The following is a 22,619-nucleotide window of genomic DNA, read 5'->3' on the forward strand; positions in this document are numbered from 1 at the left end:
CATCTATGAGACGTGCTGTACTCTCGGGATCAACAAACGAATCCATCGAGCAAAACATCATTTGATTTCTGTCACAGGTTTTAACGTATGGCATTCTTGACTCCTGAAATCATAAAATATCGTATATGTTCTATAACAATTATACTATATTTCGTATTTCAGACCCAGGAATAATGCGTACTTTATTCAGTTTTCACGGTGCAAATGTATATGTGAAACGGGTTCATGGTGGAATCCGTAACAACCAATTCATCAGGTACTCAATCCGCTAGTTTTCGGACAGTCTGCCCTGTTGAAATTTCAGATAAAAAGCATACAGGAGAGTTTGCCGTGACTGTATCGGGACATCCTGTGTGCTTTTTTTATTTATTTTTCATCATGTCTTATTTCAGAATATAATGATTCAAATATATCGCGCGATATTACTGAAACTCATTCCGAACTTTCGCAGTACGCAGCCGGATCAGGTGCTCGTAAAATATCCCGTGATGCGTTCTTTTACCTCGGCCACTTTTTTGAACGGTATCGGGAGCTCTCTTCCGTCGATCAGAATCACCGACTGATCCTGAATGCGGGCGACCATGGCCATGTTCACGATATTGATCCGGCTGATCTTCAGGAACTGATCGCCAAGCTTTTCCGTGAATTCCTTCAGCATGGTGCGGGTGCGAATCATAATGGATTCGAGGAATATTTCGGTGTATTTGTTGTCTGATCTGAGATATACGATTTCACCCTGATCTATGTAATGGATTGTCCGATCACAATCTGTAATGACCATCCGTTCGCTTCCTTTTTTTCTCTGTATCTCCCGGTCAACGTATTTCATTAGATAGGAATTCAGCTTTACAGGAAAATGCTCGTTTTCGGTCACCTTCCATTCGCTGATGGGATTGGTGTTGGACAGGTGCATCAGCCAGAGCCTTTCGACGTCCTGTCTCCATACCGCGACGAGACGCTGCTCAGCCAGACGGATAAAGCTGGATCCCTTATTTGTTACGAGAACGTATTTTCCGATGATCGTGCAGACAGGGCCGGTATTCTGCGCCAGATAATAGGCCTGGTTCATCAGTACGCATGGTATCATCTCTTTCACGATACGTTCAATCTCTGCCTTAAAATTCTCAAATCCGAGGATAATCTGACCCTCCTGAGCACCGATCCAGCTCATCTCCGGATCACATACGGCGAAAACCGGTTCCGGATTCTTTCTGTAAAACTCTTCCATGAAGGCTATAGTCAATCGCAACGCTTCATCTGTATATCGTTTCTTCATAGCAATTTCCCCCATTACTAAGAACCTGACAATACGATATCGATATACCGGTCATTCAACTTTGGCGGCAATGCAGGCTGAAAAAACAGAAAAGGTTATTGGCTGCGCCTGCTGTTATTCGAAATTATAGCGAGGCTTTAACTGATTTTGAATAAAATCATGCAAAATCACTTGCCATTATAAAAAAATAACCTGCTTCAGGGCGTTTTTCACAGTGATGCCATACGATGAGCAGTAAAAGAAACAGGGACTTTGCAATTTATCACTCTGAAGTGATAAATTTACAGCGTGCGGAAGAAAACAAATTTGATAGAAATTCACACCCAGTTTTTGGTCATTCACTCCGTTTTGTTGTTTTTAAAAAACGGATTTAATATAATGATATCAGTGTAAATATGTATTTGCAATAAATAGACAAAATATATCAGATGAATTAATAAAATATTAGAAAAATGGAGGGGATGAAGATGGTTTTTTAGGAGATGCTCATTATACTTGTAATGAGCAAAATCGGCAGATGTCAGATGGAAGAAAGCAGCATCTGAAAAGCCGGACACATGAGTATAGCAGATCTGCATAGCCAGAATGCGCAGGATTTTATGCATTTTCAGCAAAAGGTAAAAGGGTGGAGCTTGAGGTAAATCATTGGTCTATATATACTGCCGGCTTTGAAAGAATAACCGGTTTCTGTTTCGGAGTACAGGCTGATGCAACAACTAAATGGAGGGAGCAACTATGAAGAAAAGGAGAAGACGGAGATTTCTAAGTCTCATGCTGGTGCTTTGCATGATTGCGTCCGCCGGCATGATGATGCCGCTGAGCACATCGGCAGATTCTACAGATGTAAACCTTACAGAGGAGACGCAGCAGGCGGAGAGCGCCCTGACGGGCGGTGCGGCTGCAGATCAGATTCAGGCTGCGGCGGCAGATACGGAGACAGATATTGTATCGGTCACGCAGAACCAGGAGACAATGACCGCAGCGGATACGCAAACTGCGGACACGGGTGCGCTTCCGGAGGAAGCGGCAGCTCCCGCAGCGGAGCAGGTCGGTGCCGGAACAGAGCAGACCGGTACCGGAACAGATCGGTCGGATCCGGCAGTGCCGGAATCTGCGAATCTTGCAGAGATAGCGTCCGGGTCTCAGGCAGCTGAGGGGGAGACAGAGGTAAGCGCCGACGGAACGCAGGGCACGGAGAACACGGAAGCCCCCGCGGCGGACGAAGAGCAGAAGACAGAACAAAAACAGGATTTTGAAGAAACCGAAGTGTCCTGGCCGGCGCAGACCTTCACAGGTCACGCCAACAACATCACTGTGAACGTTACAGCGGCGGAGGGAATTTTCCCTGAAGGCACGGCGATGGTGACCACAGCGGTATCGGCACAGACGGCCAGGGCAATCGCAAATGCAGCATCGGATGCAGAGGCGGAGGTTGTAGACGCCATCGGCGTTGACATCTCCTTCCGGGGTGCATCGGGAAATGAAATTGAACCGAAGGACGGAAAGAACGTACAGGTAAGCATGACCGTTGACACGGCAAGCAGCCTTGACGGAGACAACTTCTCAGTCGTTCATCAATCGGACGACGGAAATGTACAGAAGGTAACTGAAAACGCAACCGCAGAAGGAGCCGTATTTGAATCAGGCGAGTTTTCCATTTATGTCATCACAAGTGAAAAGGAGCCTGCAATCGCAACCTATTATTTCTATGATGCAGATGGAAAGATCATTTCTGAGCAGAAAGTCAAAAACGGTGAGAAGGTTTATGCGCCGACTACACCGGAAAAGGCCGGCAGCAAATTCCTTGGCTGGTCCTATACGCAGGATGCAGCTGAGCTTAAGACGGGAGATCCCGGGAACTTCGCACAAATCACTGCATCTGTCAGCACAACCAATGATGTGAAGCTGTACCCGGTATTCCAGCAGGCTTACTATGTGTTCTTCCTGGATGGACAGGGAAGAGTAAGCACCACGAAGGAAGGCGTCAGCGGAGACAACATTGAAGTTGCGGATGTTACAATTCCGCTGGATTCTGAGCACTCTGTTACCGGATGGTACACGGATCCGGAATTGACCGTTGCAAGTAAAGTAGAATCTATTAAGCTTACAGATCACAATGTGATGCTCTACCCGAAGGTAGAGAAAGGGTATTACCTGTGCTTTGTCAGCGGCGAAGGTGCAAACTATGTGAAACCGGTATTCGTTGCGGCAGGAAAAGCAGCAGAGGCACCTGAAGCACCGACGAGACCTGGATATACCTTTAAATATTGGTCTGCTTCTGAAGGCGGTTCTAAATATACATTCGGAAGCACTATTTCAAAAGAAACTACGCTTTATGCAGTATGGGAGGCCAATGTGACCAATTATACTGTGATTTACTGGTGGGAGAATGCAAATGACGATAATTATTCCTACCACGAGAACAGCGTTGAAACCGGGACAACCGGAAACAAGATTGATCTGACCGGGATAAGCAGAAGATATGATGGCTTTACTCTGAATACTGAAAAGACAAACGCTGCAAATGCGGATGCAGTGATTGCCGGTGATGGATCGACGATCGTGAATGTCTACTATTCTCGAAACACCTACGAGATTAAGTTCTTTAAAGGAGAATGGAAAGGAAGTTGGTTCAGAGGATCTTATTCTTGGGACGAAATGACGGGTCTGAGCATTTCCGCCAAATACGGAGCAAACATTTCCGACCGCTGGCCAACCAACACTTCCAAAATCTGGGGCACCAAACAAGGAAACAATGGCCAAGGGACAGCGCCATATCAAAGCGGTATTTCCACAATGCCGTTGGGCGGCGCTTCGTTCTACTATGTTGAACAATCTGGCAGATATACGATGAACCTGCATTATAATTTGGAAGGCCTGGATGGAACGTATTCCTTGCACCATACGGATAGCTTTAAATCCGACAATAACGAGTGGTCAACAACTAAAGAAGATCATTATGATATTGAGGGCTTTACTTATACAAATAATGTAAAAGATGGAAGTAGCTTCGAAAGAGTAAATCGGAATGTTTATAAAGTGTCTTTCGAATACAGCAGAAATAGTTACTCTATAAAATTTGTTAACAGAGACTCAACAACATCAGAAACGTTCAAGTATGGAGCGGATGTCAGCAAAGTTGATTTAACGGCAGCTCCTGAGCGCCCTGCGGGAATACCTTCTGGTTATGTATTTGCAGGATGGTTTGATAATGAGCTTGGTGTAGGTGATCCTGTAACGCTGACAGGAACAATGCCTGCCCACAATATTACTCTATATGCAAAGTGGGCTGCTCCGACATACACAGGAACCGTCCATACGACGATTGACGGCACCGGCACCCAGATGCAGCTCACCATCAGTTACGGCAGCAAGATCAATGAAAATGATATGCCGACCGTAAAGGATTCTGACGGAAATATCATTCAGGAAGGCAGCAGTTCCAATACTGTTACTGTCCCTGAAGGACATACATGGGCAGGATGGGCAACAAAGTCCGGCAATGATTACATCATCTATAACTTCGGCACAGAAGTATATAGCGACATAACGCTGTACCCGTACTATATCAACGGCAAAAATTACACGGTTACATATAGCCTTGGCGAAGGTACAGGAACGGCTCCGACTGACAGCAAGCAGTATGCCGAGAATACGTATGCAGACATTCAGCCGGCATCAGGAGTTACTCCTCCGGAAGGTAAGACATTCCTTTACTGGAGCCATGATACGGATAAGTATTATCCGGGAGACAAGGTAAAGATCACAGGCGATCTTGAACTGAACGCTGTCTATGGAAATACTTCTGCATTAACGTCGATTACGTATCATTCCAACTACCCGAAAGGGTCCGGACTGGATGAATTGACCACAAAGATTGATAACCAGGCGAATAACACAGCGATTGCGCTGGAAAAAGCAGGCTTTGATGCTCCGGATAAGTACTACTTTGCATACTGGAAGGATGCTTCTGGAAAACGGTATGATGTTGGAACAAAGATCGGTATCGACAATAGTTCTGCGAATAATCTCTATGCGGTCTGGGAACAGAAGAAAGAGATCACATTAACGGCAAATTCCGGAACATTTACCTATGACGGAACTGAACACACTGTTTCCGGCGTAAAGACAAATACGTTTACGATTGATAATGTTACTTATACCGTAAGCGGCTTTACTACAGAGAATCCAAAAGAAAAGAATGCGGGAACTTATACAAATAATATTCTGAACACCGATTCCATTGTTGTTAAGAATGGAGATACTGATGTTACCTATCAATTCTCTGTAAATACAGAAAACGGATCCTTGAAAATAACGCCGAAGGCAGTCACCGTCACAGCGGACAGCAAGGGCAAGACATATGGAGCTGCTGATCCTGAATTAACTGCACAAGTAAGCGGCACGCTGGATAACGATACAGTTCGCTATACGCTGAGTCGTGAAAAAGGCGAAGCCGTTGGCACCTATAAGATCACGCCAGCCGGAGCGGAAAGCCAGGGCAACTATAAGGTGAGCTATGAGACAGGAATCTTTACCATCAGCAAGTCTGACTCATTGGTACTTACCGCTAACGGTTACGAAGGCGAATACGATGGCAAGTCTCACGCTGCAAGTGCAAGCGCAAGCGTAACCGAAGGGACAACGATTTCCTATCAGGTAGGAAATGGTAAGTGGACGACAGAAGCTCCAAGCATCAAGGATGTCGGCGAGCAGACAGTTAATGTCAAAGCCGAGAATGCAAACTATGAAACGACAGAGACAACCGTAACGCTGAAGGTAACACCGAAGGCAGTAACCGTCACAGCGAACAGCATTGGCAAGACCTATGGAGCCGCTGATCCGGAGCTTACGGCAACAGTAAGTGGAACGCTGAATGGCGATACAGTCAGCTATACGCTGAGCCGCGCTGAAGGCGAAGCTGTTGGCACCTATCCAATCACGCCGAGCGGCGAACAAAACCAGGGCAACTATACGGTTACGTATGAGGCGGGAACCTTTACCATTGGTAAGTCTGGCTCATTGGTACTTACCGCTAACGGTTACGAAGGCGAATACGATGGCAAGTCTCACGCTGCAAGTGCAAGCGCAAGCGTAACCGAAGGAACAACGATTTCCTATCAGGTAGGAAATGGTAAGTGGATGACAGAAGCTCCAAGCATCAAGGATGTCGGCGAGCAGACAGTTAATGTCAAAGCAGAGAATGCAAACTATGAAACGGCAGAGACAACCGTAACGCTGAAGGTAACACCGAAGGCAGTAACAGTCACGGCTGAGAACACGGGCAAGACGTATGGAGCTGCTGATCCTGAATTAATTGCACAAGTAAGCGGCACGCTGGATAACGATACAGTTCGCTATACGCTGAGTCGTGAAAAAGGCGAAGCCGTTGGCACCTATAAAATCACGCCAGCCGGAGCGGAAAGCCAGGGCAACTATAAGGTGAGCTATGAGACAGGAATCTTCACCATCAGCAAGTCTGGTTCATTGGTACTTACCGCTAACGGTTACGAAGGCGAATACGATGGCAAGTCTCACGCTGCAAGTGCAAGCGCAAGCGTAACCGAAGGAACAACGATTTCCTATCAGGTAGGAAATGGTAAGTGGACGACAGAAGCTCCAAGCATCAAGGATGTCGGCGAGCAGACAGTTAATGTCAAAGCCGAGAATGCAAACTATGAAACGGCAGAGACAACCGTAACGCTGAAGGTAACACCGAAGGCAGTAACAGTCACGGCTGAGAACACGGGCAAGACGTATGGAGCTGCTGATCCTGAATTAACTGCACAAGTAAGCGGCACGCTGGATAACGATACAGTTCGCTATACGCTGAGTCGTGAAAAAGGCGAAGCCGTTGGCACCTATAAAATCACGCCAGCCGGAGCGGAAAGCCAGGGCAACTATAAGGTGAGCTATGAGACAGGAATCTTCACCATCAGCAAGTCTGGCTCATTGGTACTTACCGCTAACGGTTACGAAGGCGAATACGATGGCAAGTCTCACGCTGCAAGTGCAAGCGCAAGCGTAACCGAAGGAACAACGATTTCCTATCAGGTAGGAAATGGTGAGTGGACGACAGAAGCTCCTGGGATCAAGGATGTCGGCGAGCAGAAAGTTAATGTCAAGGCAGAGAATGCAAACTATGAAACGACAGAGACAACCGTAATGCTGAAGGTAACACCGAAGGCAGTAACAGTCACGGCTGAGAACACGGGCAAGACGTATGGAGCTGCTGATCCTGAATTAACTGCACAAGTAAGCGGCACGCTGGATAACGATACAGTTCGCTATACGCTGAGTCGCGCTGAAGGCGAAGACGTTGGCACCTATAAAATCACGCCGGCGGGTGCAGCAAATCAAGGCAACTATACGGTGACGTATAACACGGGAACCTTTACCATCAGCAAGTCCGGTGGATTGACATTGTCCGCAGCCGGATACGAAGGCGAATATGACGGAAAGGCACACGCCGCATCCGCAAGTGCAAGCGTAACGGGAGGAACAACGATTTCCTATCAGGTAGGAAATGGTAAGTGGACGACAGAAGCTCCTGGGATCAAGGATGTCGGCGAGCAGAAAGTTAATGTCAAGGCAGAGAATGCAAACTATGAAACGGCAGAGACAACCGTAACGCTGAAGGTAATCCCTAAGGCAGTAACCATCACATCGGGAAGCGGAAGCTGGCCGTATGATAGCAACACTCACAGTGTTGAAATGGCAACCGCGAAAGGATTTGTCGGCAGCGATGGGGCAGCGTACAGCAACTTCGCGACGATTACCGAAAAGGGAACAAAGGACAATACCTTCGATTACACACTAACGAAAGGAACCAAAAGCGATAACTACAAGATTGAGCAGAACTATGGACAGCTTGAGATAACGGCAGCCGATGAGGCTCATATCACGATCACTGGAAATACTGAGACACAGCCCTACGACGGTACAGAGAAGACGGTGAGTGGGTATACGACGACCGATCTTCCTGCAGGGATCACGGTATCTCTGAAGGAAGACGTGAAAGCAGCAGCAGAGGGAACAGATGCGGGCAAGTATCTGATGGGTTTGACGGAAGGCAGCTTTGACATCGCAGGCACCGATAATTATAAGAAGGTTACGGTGACTGTGAAAGATGGAGTGCTTACGATCAATAAAAAACAAATAACATTGAAGAGTGGCAGTGCTTCGAAGAAATATGACAAGGAGCCATTGACAAATCACACACTTGTACTTGGCGATGATATCATTCCGTTAACGATGCTGGCAGATAAAAATGATCTGACAATAGCAGACAAGGACAAACTTGCACTCGGAATTGCAGAAAAGGATCAGATTACCTTCAATTTCACTGGAAGTCAGACTTATATCGGATCAAGTGAAAATGAGTTTGACTGCACGATCGTCAGCGGAAAAACTCAGACCAGGGTTCAGCCGAGTCTGGCGGAAGCACTGAAGATGGCGGATCAGAAGGAGGAAGACGATAAGGTATCGAAGAACTACGCGGAGAACTACGAGATTAGTCTCGAGTTCGGAGAGCTGGAAGTAACGGACAACGAAGTTACGCCGGATAATGTAGTGACAAAGACACATGAAGACAAGACCTATCAGATAGGAGATTCGATTGAATTTTCAATCAACGTAACAAATATTTATGACGATGTAAGAACCATCATCCTGCAGGAGCAGGACGGCGTTACCTTTGAGGATGGTACGGATTCCGTTACCTTCGAGAATGTAAAGCCGGGAGAAGTAAGAACTGCGAAGGCTGTTCATGTGGTAACTGCGGCGGATATCGAGGCCGGAGAGTACAGCAACACCGTGAAAGCCGTGTTTGAGAAAGCCGGCGGCAGTGAGCCGGGCGGCAACCCGGATGAATCGGGCGGCAATCCCGACGAGCCGGGTAAGACATGGGAGGCTGCTGACACAGAGGATGACTTCGCACACATGACGATCAGCAAGGTGGTTACAAGTAATCCGAAGAACGGCAGCAAATATGTGGCGGCAGAAATGGTAACGTATCGGATTACCGTATCGAACGACGGAACTGTTGCCCTGACGGGACTTGTGATTACGGACGATCTTACCAATGCGACATGGACGGCGGACAGCCTCATGGCAGGTGATACGCTGACTTATACGACATCCTATACCGTGACGGCGGCAGACGCAGCAAACGGAAGTGTGACAAATATAGTGGCGGGACAGGCGGATGGCCTCAATACACCGGATCCAGGAACCGCAACCGTAACAACGGAAGTGGAGAAATCCGAGGAACCGGAGAATCCAGAACCGACGCCACCGACGAAACCGGAGGAGACGGTTACCCCGACTCCGCTGGTGACTGTACCTCCGACGGAACTGCCGTCGACCAGACCAGTCCATACCGGGAATACAATCCGGAAGAATCCGGATACAATTCAGGAACGGAGAACAAAACTCGTTCATACCGGGAATACAATCCGGAAGAATCCGGATACAATTCAGGAGCGGAGAACAAAACTCGTTCATACCGGAGCGGTTCGGACCGGTGACGCTGGAATGATTGGAGTCAACGTGATTATCGTGCTCGGAGCAGCAGCCGGAATCGGCGTTCTCATTCGCAAGAGAAAAAAAGAGAAGAAACAGTAACGGCATATGGCATGGATCGATAAGTATTGTGCCAGATGACAAAAACTAATTGAGAAACATGGGGCAGCCCTCTCTTACAGCGGGAAATACCGCAGCCGGAGAGGGCTGCCTCTTATGCCCCTTATTAATGAATTATTAAAAAGAAATTAATACATTCTCAACTTTACAGTTGACGAATGACGCCGTTTTTTATATAGTATTTATTATCATTCGAATAAGTGTAGAATAAAATAAGCAGACATGATGTACAAGCTGTGCAGATCTCGATCTGTACACTTTTTTTTTCTTTATTACTGTAAAGCGTTAATTTAGAAGAAAGACAGAGGTTACACAGCACCGAGGCAGTCTCTGCTTAGGAAAGAGGAGGAAAAATTGACTAAGTACATGGTAAAACGTGTGGTGCTGGCGATTGCGTCCATTATCATCGTTACACTCATCACATTCTTTGTTATGAACCTGATCCCGGGAGGGCCTTTCACGGCGGAGAAGGCTCCGAGCCAGGCGGTTATGGACGCGCTGACAAAGCGGTATAATCTGGATAAGCCCCTGGGAGAGCAGTACCTTCTCTATATGAGAAATCTTCTGCACGGCGACTGGGGAATTGATATGAAGAACGGAAGAGAGATCGGCCCGGATCTTTTCTCCAAGTTCGCGGTTTCCGCGAAGCTGGGCGGAATCGCCATGATCATCGCTGTTGTATTCGGCGTGATTCTCGGCTCCATTGCTGCGCTGAAGCGGAATAAGGTGCCGGACCGTATCATTATCTTCTTCACAACGCTGGGTACGGCGATGCCTTCTTTTATTCTGGCAACTCTGCTGCTTCTGGTGTTCTGCGTGCAGCTTGCGATTTTCCCGGTATTCAGCTCAAATCCGAGCCTTGTGCTCCCGGTGATTTCTCTGGCTGTCTACCCGACGGCGTATATCACGCGTCTGACGAAGACATCGATGCTGGACGCGCTGAGCCAGGACTATATCCGCACCGCGCGAGCGAAGGGCGTCAGCCGGTCAAAGATCATTTTTGTGCACGCACTGAAGAACGGTCTGATTCCTGTCGTGACCTATCTCGGACCGCAGATTGCGTATATCATCACAGGATCGATGGTCGTGGAGACAATCTTCACTGTTCCGGGTCTTGGAACCTATTTTGTGAAAGCCATTACCGACCGGAACTACTCCGTGATCATGGCGACAACGATCTTCCTCGCGGTTCTGATGATCGTTGCAAACCTGATTACCGATATTGTATACAAGCTGATCGATCCGAGAATCAATTTTGAATGATCGCACAGAAGGAGCTTTGAAATGACTGAAACAGAGAATATATACAAGAAACGCCAGATTCTGTCTGCGCAGATCGATCTGAGCAAATTTAATAAGAAGAATTTTGAAAAGGCAACCGATGAGGAGAAGAAACAGCAGGATGTTATGGGGGAGTCCTCTACATTTCTGAAGGACGGACTCCGCCGTCTGAGAAAAAATCACATGGCGATGGCTTCCATCGTTGTGCTCATCCTTCTGATTGTGGCGATCATCGTGATCCCGATGATTGTTCCGTACAGCTACAGTGACATGATTACCGTGAACGGTCATCGTGACGGTACGGCGGTCAATCTGCCGCCAATGTACTATTCGCAGCGGGAGCTGCAGTACATGCAGAGCACCGGAGTGAGACTTTTTCCACATATTCTTGGAACCGATTCCCTGGGGCGTGATTACTTCATCCGTGTCGTATACGGCACCAGAGTCAGCCTGTCTGTCGGTGTCGTATCAGCGGTCATGGTTCTGATCATCGGTGTTCTCTACGGAACAATCTCGGGATATTTCGGCGGCAAGGTGGACCTGATCATGATGCGTATCGTCGATATCATCTATTCTCTGCCGGATATGCTGATCATCATTCTTCTGTCCGTGGTGCTGAACGCGCGGCTGACGCCTCTGATCAAGGGAACCGTGCTCGCAAAGCTCGGCGGCAACATGCTGGCGATGTTCATCGTGTTTGCCCTCCTTTACTGGGTCGGCATGGCCCGGCTGGTCAGAGGACAGATCCTTTCGATCAAGAACAATGAGTACATCCTCGCGGCAAAAGCGATCGGAACGCCGAATGGTCAGATCATGAGAAAGCATGTCGTGCCGAATGTACTTTCCATTATTATCATTACAACGGCGCTTCAGGTGCCGAGTGCTATTTTCACCGAAAGCTACCTTTCCTTCCTCGGACTTGGTGTCAATCTTCCGATGACATCCCTCGGATCCCTGGCAAATGATGCCCGGGCCACGATTACCTCTGCACCATACCGTCTGCTGGTTCCCGCGCTGGTTATCGTAGTCATCGTTCTTGCGCTGAACCTGATCGGCGACGGGCTCCGGGATGCGTTTGACTCGAAGCTGAACTGACAGATCCGGCATTGCCGGAGCTGGGGTATGTCGAGCCTCTGGGCGGGTGTATGCCAGGCAGGGACGTTGCTCGACGGTGCCGGATAGAAGCTGCGGTATGGAGGACCTATAGGTCTTATACCAGAACGGGTGCTGATCGACGGCGCCGGATGTAGGTTCCAGGAAAATTTCCTGAGAGGTGCGGTGTTTACCGGAAAAATGCTACCTGATTTTTTCCGGAAAATCAGAAAGGATGAAAGGACAGAGAAAATCATGTCTGAAGAAAATAATTTACTATTGGAGGTTGACAATCTCCATACAAGCTTTTTTACAGATGCCGGTGAGGTAAAGGCGGTCAACGGAGTCACATTTAATCTGGAGAAGGGCAAGACTCTCGGAATCGTGGGAGAGTCGGGATCCGGAAAATCGGTAACCGCGTATTCCATCATGCAGATTCTCGCCGAGACCGGAAAGGTGGTGGAGGGAGAAATCCGCTACAAGGGCGAGGATATCACGAAGTGGGATGAGAAGAAGCTGTCGAAGTACCGCGGCGAGAAGGTGTCGATCATTTTCCAGGATCCGATGACTTCCCTGAATCCGGTGTTTACGATTGGTTATCAGCTGAAGGAGGCGATTCTTCTTCACACGAACAAGAATAAGGACGAGGCCTGGAAGCGGGCGGTTGAGATGCTGACACTCGTTGGAGTGAACGAGCCGGAGAGCCGTATGAAGCAGTATCCCTACGAGCTTTCGGGAGGCATGCGCCAGCGTGTCATGATAGCCATGGCGCTCTGCTGCGAGCCGGACATTCTGATTGCGGATGAGCCGACCACAGCGCTGGATGTGACGATTCAGGCGCAGATTCTGGAGCTGATGCAGGATTTGCAGAAGAAGATGGGTATGGCGATTATCATGGTTACGCATGACCTGGGCGTCATTGCGTCCATGTGTGATGAGATCATCGTTATGTACGGCGGACGTGTCTGCGAGCGCGGCACCGCGGATGCTATTTTTTATCATCCGGCGCATGAGTATACGAAGGGGCTGCTGCGTTCCATTCCGACGACCGAAAACATGAATGAACGGCTGGTTCCGATCGGAGGAACGCCGATCAATCTCCTCAACATGCCGAAGGGCTGCGCTTTCTGCCCGCGGTGTGAAAATGCCATGAAGATTTGTCTGGAAAAGGTTCCGGACGAGTACCAGGTAGGGCCTGAGCATCGGGCGAGTTGCTGGATGAATGTGATGGACCTGTATGAAAATGAGGAGGTAAAGGCATGAGTGACAAGGAAAAAAAGCCGCTCCTTAAGGTAGAGCATCTGAAGCAGTATTTCCCGGTATCTCAGGGCTTTCATAAGATCCCGCTGAAGGCAGTAGATGATATCAGCTTTGAGATCATGCCGGGTGAGACCCTGGGGCTGGTAGGAGAATCCGGATGCGGCAAGACGACGGTCGGCCGCACGCTTCTGCGGCTGTATGAGCCGACGGCAGGACGGATCACCTTCGAGGATCAGGTGCTCTTCGACAGCGGCGATGTGTACGATGAGGAAGGAAATCCGGTTCTCGATTCAAACGGCAGACCGAAGAGGGGAAAGCGTGTTGAGGTAAACATGCTTCCCTACCGGAAGAAGATGCAGATGGTATTCCAGGATCCGTATTCTTCGCTGGATCCCCGTATGACCGTTGAGGACATCGTCGGAGAGCCGCTGGACACTCATCACCTGTACAAGAACAGACAGGAGCGGAGAGAGAAGATTTTAAAGCTCCTGGAGACCGTCGGACTGAATGCCGAGCATGCGATGCGCTATGCACATGAGTTTTCCGGCGGACAGAGACAGCGAATCGGCATTGCCCGTGCGCTGGCGGTGAATCCATCCTTCATCGTCTGCGATGAGGCGGTATCTGCTCTGGATGTATCGATTCAGGCGCAGGTTCTGAACATGTTTGAGGATCTGCAGGATCAGCTGGGCATCGCGTATCTCTTCATCGCGCATGACCTTCTGGTTGTGCAGCATATCTCCGACCGTATTGCGGTTATGTACCTGGGGCACATGATGGAGATTGCGGACGCGGACGAGCTGATGAATCATCCGATTCATCCGTACACGCTGTCCCTGCTTTCCGCAATTCCGATTCCGGATCCGGAAACGGCCAGACACAGCCATCGGATCATTCTGGAGGGCGATGTGCCGAGTCCTCTTCATATGCCGACGGGCTGTCCGTTCCGTACGCGCTGCAAGTATGCGACAGAGAAGTGTACGCAGGAAAGACCGCCTCTGACAGACAGAGGAAACGGGCACAGGTGTGCGTGCTGGAACCGGTAAATGATGCGGGATCAGCAAGAATATATGCGGAATCGGCTGGAGTGAGTAATTGACAGGCGGAATATTCCGTATTGATCTTTTACAGTCATATCTCCCGCAGGGGAGTCTGACATAAACCATTATATGCATATCAATGGCTTTTTGAGGTCACATCTCCCGCAGGGGAGTTTGACATAAATATCTATCTGGCAACAGATAGCAGAAATCAGGAGGAAGAAATATGAAAAAGAAGTTAGTCGCATTAGTGCTGGCGTCTGCCATGGCAGTCGGCCTCGGCGCGTGTGGAAATGCCGGTTCTCTCAAGGAGGGAGGCAACGCTGTTTCCGGTTCGAATGCAGCTGCAGCAACAAGCACAGGAAGTGAAGCGGCAGGCGGCAATGCCGGAGATAAGACTCCTTCCAGCGCAAAGCTGAATTCTGACGCAAGCACACTGTACATCAACCTCGCGTCTGAGCCGCAGCATCTGGATCCGGCTCTGAACAACGCCGTTGACGGTGCCTGCCTGGCAGTCAACTCCTTCGTAGGTCTGTACACTTATGACAAGGATGACAAGCTCACGCCGGCGATCGCGGACGGCGATCCGCAGATCTCCGATGACGGAACCCAGTGGACCATCAAGCTGAAGCAGACAAAGTGGTCCGATGGCACAGACCTGACGGCAAAGGATTTTGTATACAGCTGGAACCGTGCGGCAAATCCGGACACCGCGGCGGATTACGGATACCTTTTTGACGTTATCGCGAAAAATGATGACGGAACGCTTAAAGTAGAAGCTCCGGACGATTACACACTGACCATCACACTGAACAATCCGTGTGCATACTTCGACCAGCTTCTTGCGTTCCCGGTATTTGATCCGGTTCCGCAGGCATCCGTTGAAGCGGCAGACCCGAACGGCGACAATCCCGGAAACTGGGCTGCAGAGGCAGGCTTTGTATCCAACGGCGCTTACACCTGCACAGCATGGAATCATGACGCATCCATGGAATATACAAAGAACCCGAACTTCTATGATGCGGACAACGTAACCATTGATAAGCTGAACTTCATGCTTTCCGCGGATGACACCGCTACCTTTGCGGCATATAACAGCGGAGATCTTGATTTTATCGATAATATTTCCACCGACGAGGTTCCGAATGTAAAGGACTTCTCTGATTTCTATATCGCGGATATGCTTGGAACTGTATACACCGGTTTCAATGTCAATGCATCTCTCTTTGACGGAATGACCGAGCAGCAGGCAAGTGATTTCCGTAAGGCATGCTCTCTGGTTATCGACAGACAGTATCTTGCCGATACCGTAGGTCAGACCGGTCAGGAGCCGGCAGGTTCCTATGTTCCGTCCGCGATGTCTGACGGAAACGGCGGCATCTGGTCTCAGACATATTATGACGCTGCTACCACAGGAGCTGACAACGTTGAGGAGGCTGTAAAGCTTCTGGAGAGCGCTACCGGCTACACCTTTACCGATAATGGTGATGGAACCTATACACCGTCTACACCGATTTCCATTGAGTACCTGACGAACTCCGGTTCAACCAATGAGAAGGCCGCTCAGCTGATTCAGGACGACCTGAGCAAGCTTGGAATCGAAGTAAACATCAAGACTGAGGACTGGAAGGTATTTATTTCCGACCGTCAGAATGGAAATTACACGATGTGCCGCGGCGGATGGGTTGCAGACTATGATGATCCTTCCAACATGCTTGAGGTATTCCAGACCAGCAGCGGAAACAACGATATGCAGTTCGGCAAGAACCCGACCTCTGCGGCACCGCAGAACTGGGCGGACTATGACAAGCTTCTTGAGGAAGCACGCACAGAGGTAGACACCGCAAAACGTACCGATGACCTTGTAAAGGCCGAGAAGATGCTGATGGATACCAACGCGGTAATCCCGCTCTACTTCTACAACGATATCTACATGATGAAGTCCAACGTTTCCGGCGTATACATGACCAAGACCGGCAACAAGTACTTCATGTACGCAACAAAGACTGCGCAGTAACAGCTTCTGTTCGCAGTGTGAATGAAATGAATCACATATGCTGATTGTGGACGAGACCGTCCGGGAAATTCCCGGGCGGTCTCGTTTTCAATTTACGCGAACAGTGAGCCGCAGCCGAATGCGAAGTATTCGTGTGCGGCGAGCGTCGCGATAGTGAGATAAAACTCGCGCAGCGTGTTTTATCTCGTTTTCGGCGAGTCTGCCATAGGGGCTGCGCACGTTTCATAGGCTGTGATTCATGAAAACGTCACCATCAGGAACTGCCACAGAGTAAAACGGTGTAATGCAAATGCAATGAATACACTTGTTCTTTAAGAGTTAAGTTTGGCTAATTTTACAATATAAAATTCTGAAATAGAGGTTTAAAACCATCATAAGATACAAAATAATTGAAATATTTACATACATATTGTTTATATTTCATCTTATTTGCGATATAATCGAAGCATGGCCAAAAACAGTGACCCGTAAGGGCCGCATGGATAAGGAGGGATGGTATGCTGGAAGAATGCTACTACAAAAAGGCGGATGAAATTATTGCCGGCTATGGAAAAAAGCCATCATCGCTGATTCCGATTATGCAGGATATTCAGGCGGAATATCGATACCTGCCGGGCGAGCTGCTGACCTACGTGGCGAAGCAGATCGGTATCAGTGAGTCCAAGGCTTACAGCGTGGCTACATTCTACGAGAACTTTTCGTTCGAGGAGAAGGGAAAGTATGTGATCAAGGTCTGTGACGGCACGGCCTGTCATGTCAGAAAATCCGCGCCGATTCTGGAGGCGTTCCAGAAGGAGCTCGGGCTGAGCGCGAAGAAACACACGACGGACGACATGCTTTTTACCGTTGAAACGGTTTCGTGCCTCGGAGCATGCGGACTGGCTCCGACGGTCATGGTTAACGAGGAGGTGCATCCGAAGATGACGCCGGAATCGGCGCTGGAGCTGATTCATGAACTGCGAGGTGACCGGAATGATTAGAACGAGAGAGGATCTGAAGAAGAGAACAGAGCTTGCCAATGAAGTAATGGCTTCCTATGACTGCCGTATACTCGTCTGTTCCGGTACCGGCTGTATCGCGTCCGGTTCCGAGAAGGTATATGAAGAATTCATGCGTATCGTCGGGGATACGCCGGGAGTGACCCTGGAGTTCGGATCCCATGGTCCGGAGGCACATCTGGGAGTCCGGAAGACCGGCTGCCAGGGCGTCTGTGAGCTCGGACCGCTTGTGAGAATTCAGAAGGGCGATAAGGTTGTGCAGTATACGAAGGTACAGCCGTCCGACTGTCAGGAGATTTTCAACCGCACTGTTATGGGCGATGATGTCATTGAGAGCCTGTTGTACAAACAGAAGGGCGTGACGTATACTTCGCCGGATGAGATTCCTTTTATTGCGAAGCAGACCCGGATTGTTCTGGAAAACTGCGGAAAGTACGATTCGGAGTCGCTGGATGAGTACCTTGCGTCCGGAGGATTTCAGGCATTCCAGAAGGCGCTTTTCGAGATGAAGCCGGAGGAAATCGTCGATGAGGTCGACCGGTCCGGACTCAGAGGAAGAGGCGGCGGTGGATTCCCTACCGGAAGAAAATGGAAGCAGGTGGCGCGTCAGAAGGAGAAGGAGCGCTATGTCGTCTGCAATGGTGACGAGGGAGACCCGGGAGCATTCATGGATGGCTCTGTCATGGAGGGAGATCCCTACAAGCTGATCGAAGGAATGATGATCGCCGGATACGCGGTGAGCAGTGAAAACGGATACATCTACGTGCGTGCGGAGTACCCGATGTCCGTTGCAAGACTGCGCCACGCGATCGCGGAGCTGGAGGACAAGGGGCTGCTCGGTGATCACATCCTGGGAACCGATTTCAACTTCCATATGCACATCAACCGCGGCGCCGGCGCGTTCGTCTGCGGTGAGGGCTCTGCTCTGACCGCGTCAATCGAAGGAAACCGGGGCATGCCGAGAGTTAAGCCGCCGAGAACGGTTGAGAAGGGCCTGTGGGCGAAACCGACTGTTCTGAACAATGTCGAGACCTATGCGAACGTCCCGAAAATCGTACTTCAGGGTGCAGACTGGTACCGCAGCATCGGAACCGAGAGTTCACCCGGCACGAAGACCTTCTCCCTGACCGGTTCGATTCAGAATACCGGTCTGATCGAGGTCCCGATGGGAACAACGCTCCGCGAGATCATTTTTGACATAGGAGGCGGAATGAAGGACGGCGGAACCTTTAAGGCGGTTCAGATCGGCGGCCCCTCCGGCGGATGCCTGACGAAGGACCATCTGGATGTGCCGCTTGATTTTGAGACGGTGAAGAAATACGGAGCGATCGTCGGATCCGGCGGTCTGGTTGTCATGGATGACAGCACCTGTATGGTGGAGGTTGCCCGATTCTTCATGAGCTTCACGCAGAGAGAGTCCTGCGGAAAGTGCGTTCCATGTCGTGAGGGCACAAAGCGCATGCTGGAAATACTGGAGAAGATTGTCGGCGGCAAGGGCGAGCTGGAGGACCTGGACCGCCTGGAGGAACTGGCGACAATGGTGAAGAACATGTCTCTGTGCGGACTTGGCAAAAGTGCGCCGCTGCCGGTTCTGAGTACCCTGAATACCTTCCGGGATGAATATATCGAGCATATCGTGGACAAAAAATGTCGTGCCAAGGTCTGCACCGCGCTGCGCCGGTTTGTGATCAATCCGGAATTCTGCCGCGGCTGCGGAAAGTGCGCGAAGAACTGTCCGGTCGGTGCGATCACAGGTGTCCGCAAGGAGTGCTATCACATTGATAATGATATCTGTATCAAGTGCTCGACCTGCAAGGACAACTGTGCGTTCGACGCGATTTATATTGAGGCATAGGAGGGATGAGATGGGAGTTATAACGATTGACGGCAGAAAAGTCGAATTTACCGACGAGAAAAATCTTCTTACAATCATCAGAAAAGCGGGCATCGATATCCCTACCCTCTGCTATCACTCGGAGCTGTCTACGTTTGGCGCGTGCAGACTGTGCATGGTTGAGGATGAGCGGGGAAGAATGTTTGCCTCCTGCTCCGAGGAGCCCCGGGACGGAATGGTGATCCGCACCAATACGGAAAGGCTTCGCAAGTACCGCAAGCTGATCATTGAGCTTCTTCTGGCGGCGCACTGCAGAGACTGTCTGACCTGTGAAAAAAGCGGTGACTGTAATCTTCAGACACTGGCAAAGCGTTTCGGCATCATGCATGTGCGCTTCCAGAACTACAAGGAGCAGATGCCGCTGGATTTCAGCTCCCCGTCGATTGTACGGGATCCGAATAAATGCATCCTCTGCGGGAACTGCGTCCGCGTATGCAGTGAGCTGCAGGGAATCGAGGCGATCAATTTCGCAAACCGCGGCGCGGAAGCCATGGTTATGCCTGCGTTTGACAAGCCGATCGGAGAGACCGACTGCGTAAACTGCGGACAGTGCCGTGTATTCTGTCCGACAGGCGCGATCAGCATCCACCACAACCGGACAGAGGTGTGGAATCTTCTTGGAGATCCGGATGTGCGCGTGATCGCTCAGGTAGCACCGGCTGTCCGTGTGGCGGTGGGAGCTGCCTTCGGCCTTCCGAAGGGCAAGAGTGTGATGGGCAAGATTGCGAACGTACTACGCCGCATCGGCTTTGACGAGGTGTATGATACCACGTTCGGCGCGGATCTGACCATTATGGAGGAGGCTTCGGAGTTTGTGGACCGCGTGGAAAACGGGGGAGCATTGCCGCTTCTGACGAGCTGCTGTCCGGCGTGGGTAAAGTTTGTGGGCGATCAGTACCCCGATCTTATACCGAATGTTTCGACGTGCCGTTCACCGCAGGGAATGCTCTCCGCGGTTACAAAGGAGTATTATCGTGATCCGGCAAATAATACGGACGGCAGAAGAACGGTCATGGTATCCATCATGCCGTGTACGGCGAAGAAGATGGAGGCGAAGAGACCGAACAGCTTCACAGACGGAGAGCAGGATACGGACTATGTTCTGACAACGACCGAACTGATCGATATGATCCGTACCTCGGGAATTGATTTCGCGGATCTGGAGCCGGAGGCTTCCGATGTTCCATTCGGTCTTGGATCCGGCGGCGGTGTTATCTTCGGTGTATCCGGCGGTGTGACCGAGGCGGTTCTGCGGAGGATTACAGAAGGACATGACCAGGAGACGCTGGATCGGATCGCAGCCTGCGGCGTGCGTGAAGATGAGTTCATCCGCGAGTTCGCTGTTCCCTATAAGGACAGAGAGCTGAAGATCTGCGTCGTATCCGGACTGGCGGACGCCGGAAAGGTGATGGAACAGGTGAAAAGCGGCGAGAAGCATTTCGATCTCATCGAGGTGATGGCCTGCCGCCGCGGATGTATCATGGGCGGAGGACAGCCTCGTCTTGCCGGCGACCGCACGAAGGCTGCCAGAAGAGACGGCATCTATAAGGCTGACCACAGCTCGGTGATCCGCAAGTGCAACGAGAATCCGACGATACTGTCACTTTATGACGGAATGCTCAAGGGGAAGGAGCACAGACTGCTTCATAACGAGAGATTCTGCGCGGAATGAATTAAGAAAATAAAAGGATAACGGAAAGCCCTGTCATGATTGACAGGGCTTTCTGTCTGTGCCGCTGTATATCTCCTGCAACCCGGAATGGTCTGGTTAGTGGCCCGGGCGGGAAGAGCAGGACGGATATGTTTGAGTATGTATTTTGTATACCGGATCTGGTCAGGTGCCCAGGCGGGAAGAGCAGGACGGATGTGTTTGAATATATATTTTGTAGATCGGGAACGGTCTGCTTACTGTGAGGTGAGGGATGCCTGCCTCCTGTAGTCCCTAGGCGCCATGTGGTATCTGGCCTGGAACGCGCGGTTGAAGGTCGCCTGGCTCTGGAAACCGCAGTCGAGGTAGATATCCGTGACAGAACGGTCGCTGTCTGCAAGGAGCGCGGACGCATGCTGAAGCCGGACATCGTTGAGATAATGGTTGAAATTCTGGTGAAACACACCGGAAAAGACCCGGGAGAGTGCAAAAGGGCTGATTCCGAGCGCCTGCGACATCGTGGTCAGAGAGATGTCCTCCCGGTAGTGAGCGGATATGTACACCGCTGTCTGATATACGATGTCGTGATCCTTCAGATCTGTTCTTTTCTGCAGCTTCAGAAGAGGGAGACTGCTGGCAAGAATGATCTGTGTGAAGGAGTGGTTCAGCGTATTGATGCAGGCGGCATTCAGCTGCTCGGACATGGGAGAGGAGCGGGAGACCTTTCCAGACTTTGTACCAGTGCTTTGAGGGACAGTCCTGTCGGAGGCGTGCTTCGGCGCGGATGTGACGGAACAGCTTTCATTGTCCTGTATCGCGACGATACCTGATGCATCGGAAGGCACAGCCGTGTCCGCGGTTTCTGCCAGATCAGAGAGATCCTGCGGCGGAAGCTCGGGAACATTATTATTTCCGTGGGTAGGATTGAGAAAATCAGGCGAGGAATACAGATGTTCGCGATTGATTTTCATCAGGTTCTTCAGCGCATAGATTACATTCGGCGGAACCTGCTCCTTCGGGATCACCGGATTCTCCGGCTCGTAGTTTCGAAGAAAGTCTGCATAGATTCCGAAATAGGCCGGAGATGCCAGAAGGGTGACGTGCTGATTCGTGCCCTGGGAAAAAACCTGATAGTGGTGAATGAGATTCGGGAAGATGACGCCGAGATCACCCGGCTTCATCTCGAACAGGTCGGTTCCGGTTCCGGCTACAATCGAACCGTTCGTCACAAGAATGATTTCGATTGACTGGTGCAGATGGGGAGGAATATGAATAGAATTCTGCTTCACGATCTGCAGATGATCGGCGCTTTCTTCGTAAATTGGTATCACGGCGGTCCTCCTTGCAAGATTTGATTGGTTTTTTATTCCTTTTGAAGCGAAGTATATCAGAATATGCGGTATTTTACAATTGCAGCGAGGAAGAAACAAAGCAATAAGAAACAAGGAAACAAGGAAACAAGGAAATCAG

At 50.1% G+C, this 22,619-nt stretch carries 11 protein-coding genes; 9 read left to right on the top strand and 2 right to left on the bottom strand.

The features are described 5' to 3' along the window. Positions 1–463 precede the first annotated feature (463 nt). The gene (locus ACTQ1O_RS09240) at positions 464–1,276 is read right to left on the bottom strand and encodes a LytTR family transcriptional regulator DNA-binding domain-containing protein (protein ID WP_441487035.1); all 813 of its coding nucleotides are present in this window, start codon (positions 1,274–1,276) and stop codon (positions 464–466) included. Between the two features lie 735 nt (positions 1,277–2,011). On the opposite strand from ACTQ1O_RS09240, the gene ACTQ1O_RS09245 reads away from it, so the two are divergent. The 9 genes from ACTQ1O_RS09245 (at position 2,012) to ACTQ1O_RS09285 (ending at position 21,173) form a co-directional block, all read left to right on the top strand. After that, on the top strand, positions 2,012–9,901 hold the full coding sequence (locus tag ACTQ1O_RS09245) for an MBG domain-containing protein (protein WP_441487036.1): 7,890 nt from the start codon (positions 2,012–2,014) through the stop codon (positions 9,899–9,901). Between the two features lie 372 nt (positions 9,902–10,273). Then, positions 10,274–11,182: an ABC transporter permease gene (locus ACTQ1O_RS09250; protein ID WP_441101434.1), complete on the top strand. Its 909-nt coding sequence runs from the start codon at positions 10,274–10,276 to the stop codon at positions 11,180–11,182. Positions 11,183–11,203: 21 nt separating this feature from the next. Next, the gene (locus ACTQ1O_RS09255) at positions 11,204–12,295 is read left to right on the top strand and encodes an ABC transporter permease (protein WP_441101435.1); all 1,092 of its coding nucleotides are present in this window, start codon (positions 11,204–11,206) and stop codon (positions 12,293–12,295) included. 252 nt (positions 12,296–12,547) lie between these two features. Then, positions 12,548–13,555 carry an ABC transporter ATP-binding protein gene (locus tag ACTQ1O_RS09260; protein WP_441101436.1) on the top strand — a complete coding sequence of 336 codons (1,008 nt, stop codon included), beginning with the start codon at positions 12,548–12,550 and terminating at the stop codon, positions 13,553–13,555. Then, on the top strand, positions 13,552–14,598 hold the full coding sequence (locus ACTQ1O_RS09265) for an ABC transporter ATP-binding protein (protein WP_441487037.1): 1,047 nt from the start codon (positions 13,552–13,554) through the stop codon (positions 14,596–14,598). The genes ACTQ1O_RS09260 and ACTQ1O_RS09265 overlap by 4 nt, the downstream gene beginning before the upstream one ends. A 220-nt stretch (positions 14,599–14,818) precedes the next feature. After that, the gene (locus tag ACTQ1O_RS09270; RefSeq protein ID WP_441487038.1) at positions 14,819–16,609 is read left to right on the top strand and encodes a peptide ABC transporter substrate-binding protein; all 1,791 of its coding nucleotides are present in this window, start codon (positions 14,819–14,821) and stop codon (positions 16,607–16,609) included. Between the two features lie 497 nt (positions 16,610–17,106). After that, a complete protein-coding gene (locus ACTQ1O_RS09275) occupies positions 17,107–17,589 on the top strand; it encodes a complex I 24 kDa subunit family protein (RefSeq protein ID WP_441101439.1) in 483 nt (160 codons plus the stop codon). Then, on the top strand, positions 17,582–19,462 hold the full coding sequence (locus ACTQ1O_RS09280) for an NADH-ubiquinone oxidoreductase-F iron-sulfur binding region domain-containing protein (RefSeq protein WP_441487039.1): 1,881 nt from the start codon (positions 17,582–17,584) through the stop codon (positions 19,460–19,462). Before ACTQ1O_RS09275 ends, ACTQ1O_RS09280 begins: the two co-directional genes overlap by 8 nt. A gap of 10 nt (positions 19,463–19,472) precedes the next feature. Continuing rightward, positions 19,473–21,173, top strand: coding sequence for a [FeFe] hydrogenase, group A (locus ACTQ1O_RS09285; protein ID WP_441474899.1), 1,701 nt, complete (start codon positions 19,473–19,475; stop codon positions 21,171–21,173). Positions 21,174–21,406: 233 nt separating this feature from the next. Here ACTQ1O_RS09285 and ACTQ1O_RS09290 read toward each other — a convergent pair whose 3' ends face one another. Next, positions 21,407–22,480, bottom strand: coding sequence for an AraC family transcriptional regulator (locus ACTQ1O_RS09290; RefSeq protein ID WP_441474900.1), 1,074 nt, complete (start codon positions 22,478–22,480; stop codon positions 21,407–21,409). Between the last annotated feature and the right edge of the window lie 139 nt (positions 22,481–22,619).

Source organism: Bilifractor sp. LCP21S3_A7 (assembly GCF_052118825.1).
GTDB lineage: Bacteria > Bacillota > Clostridia > Lachnospirales > Lachnospiraceae > Bilifractor.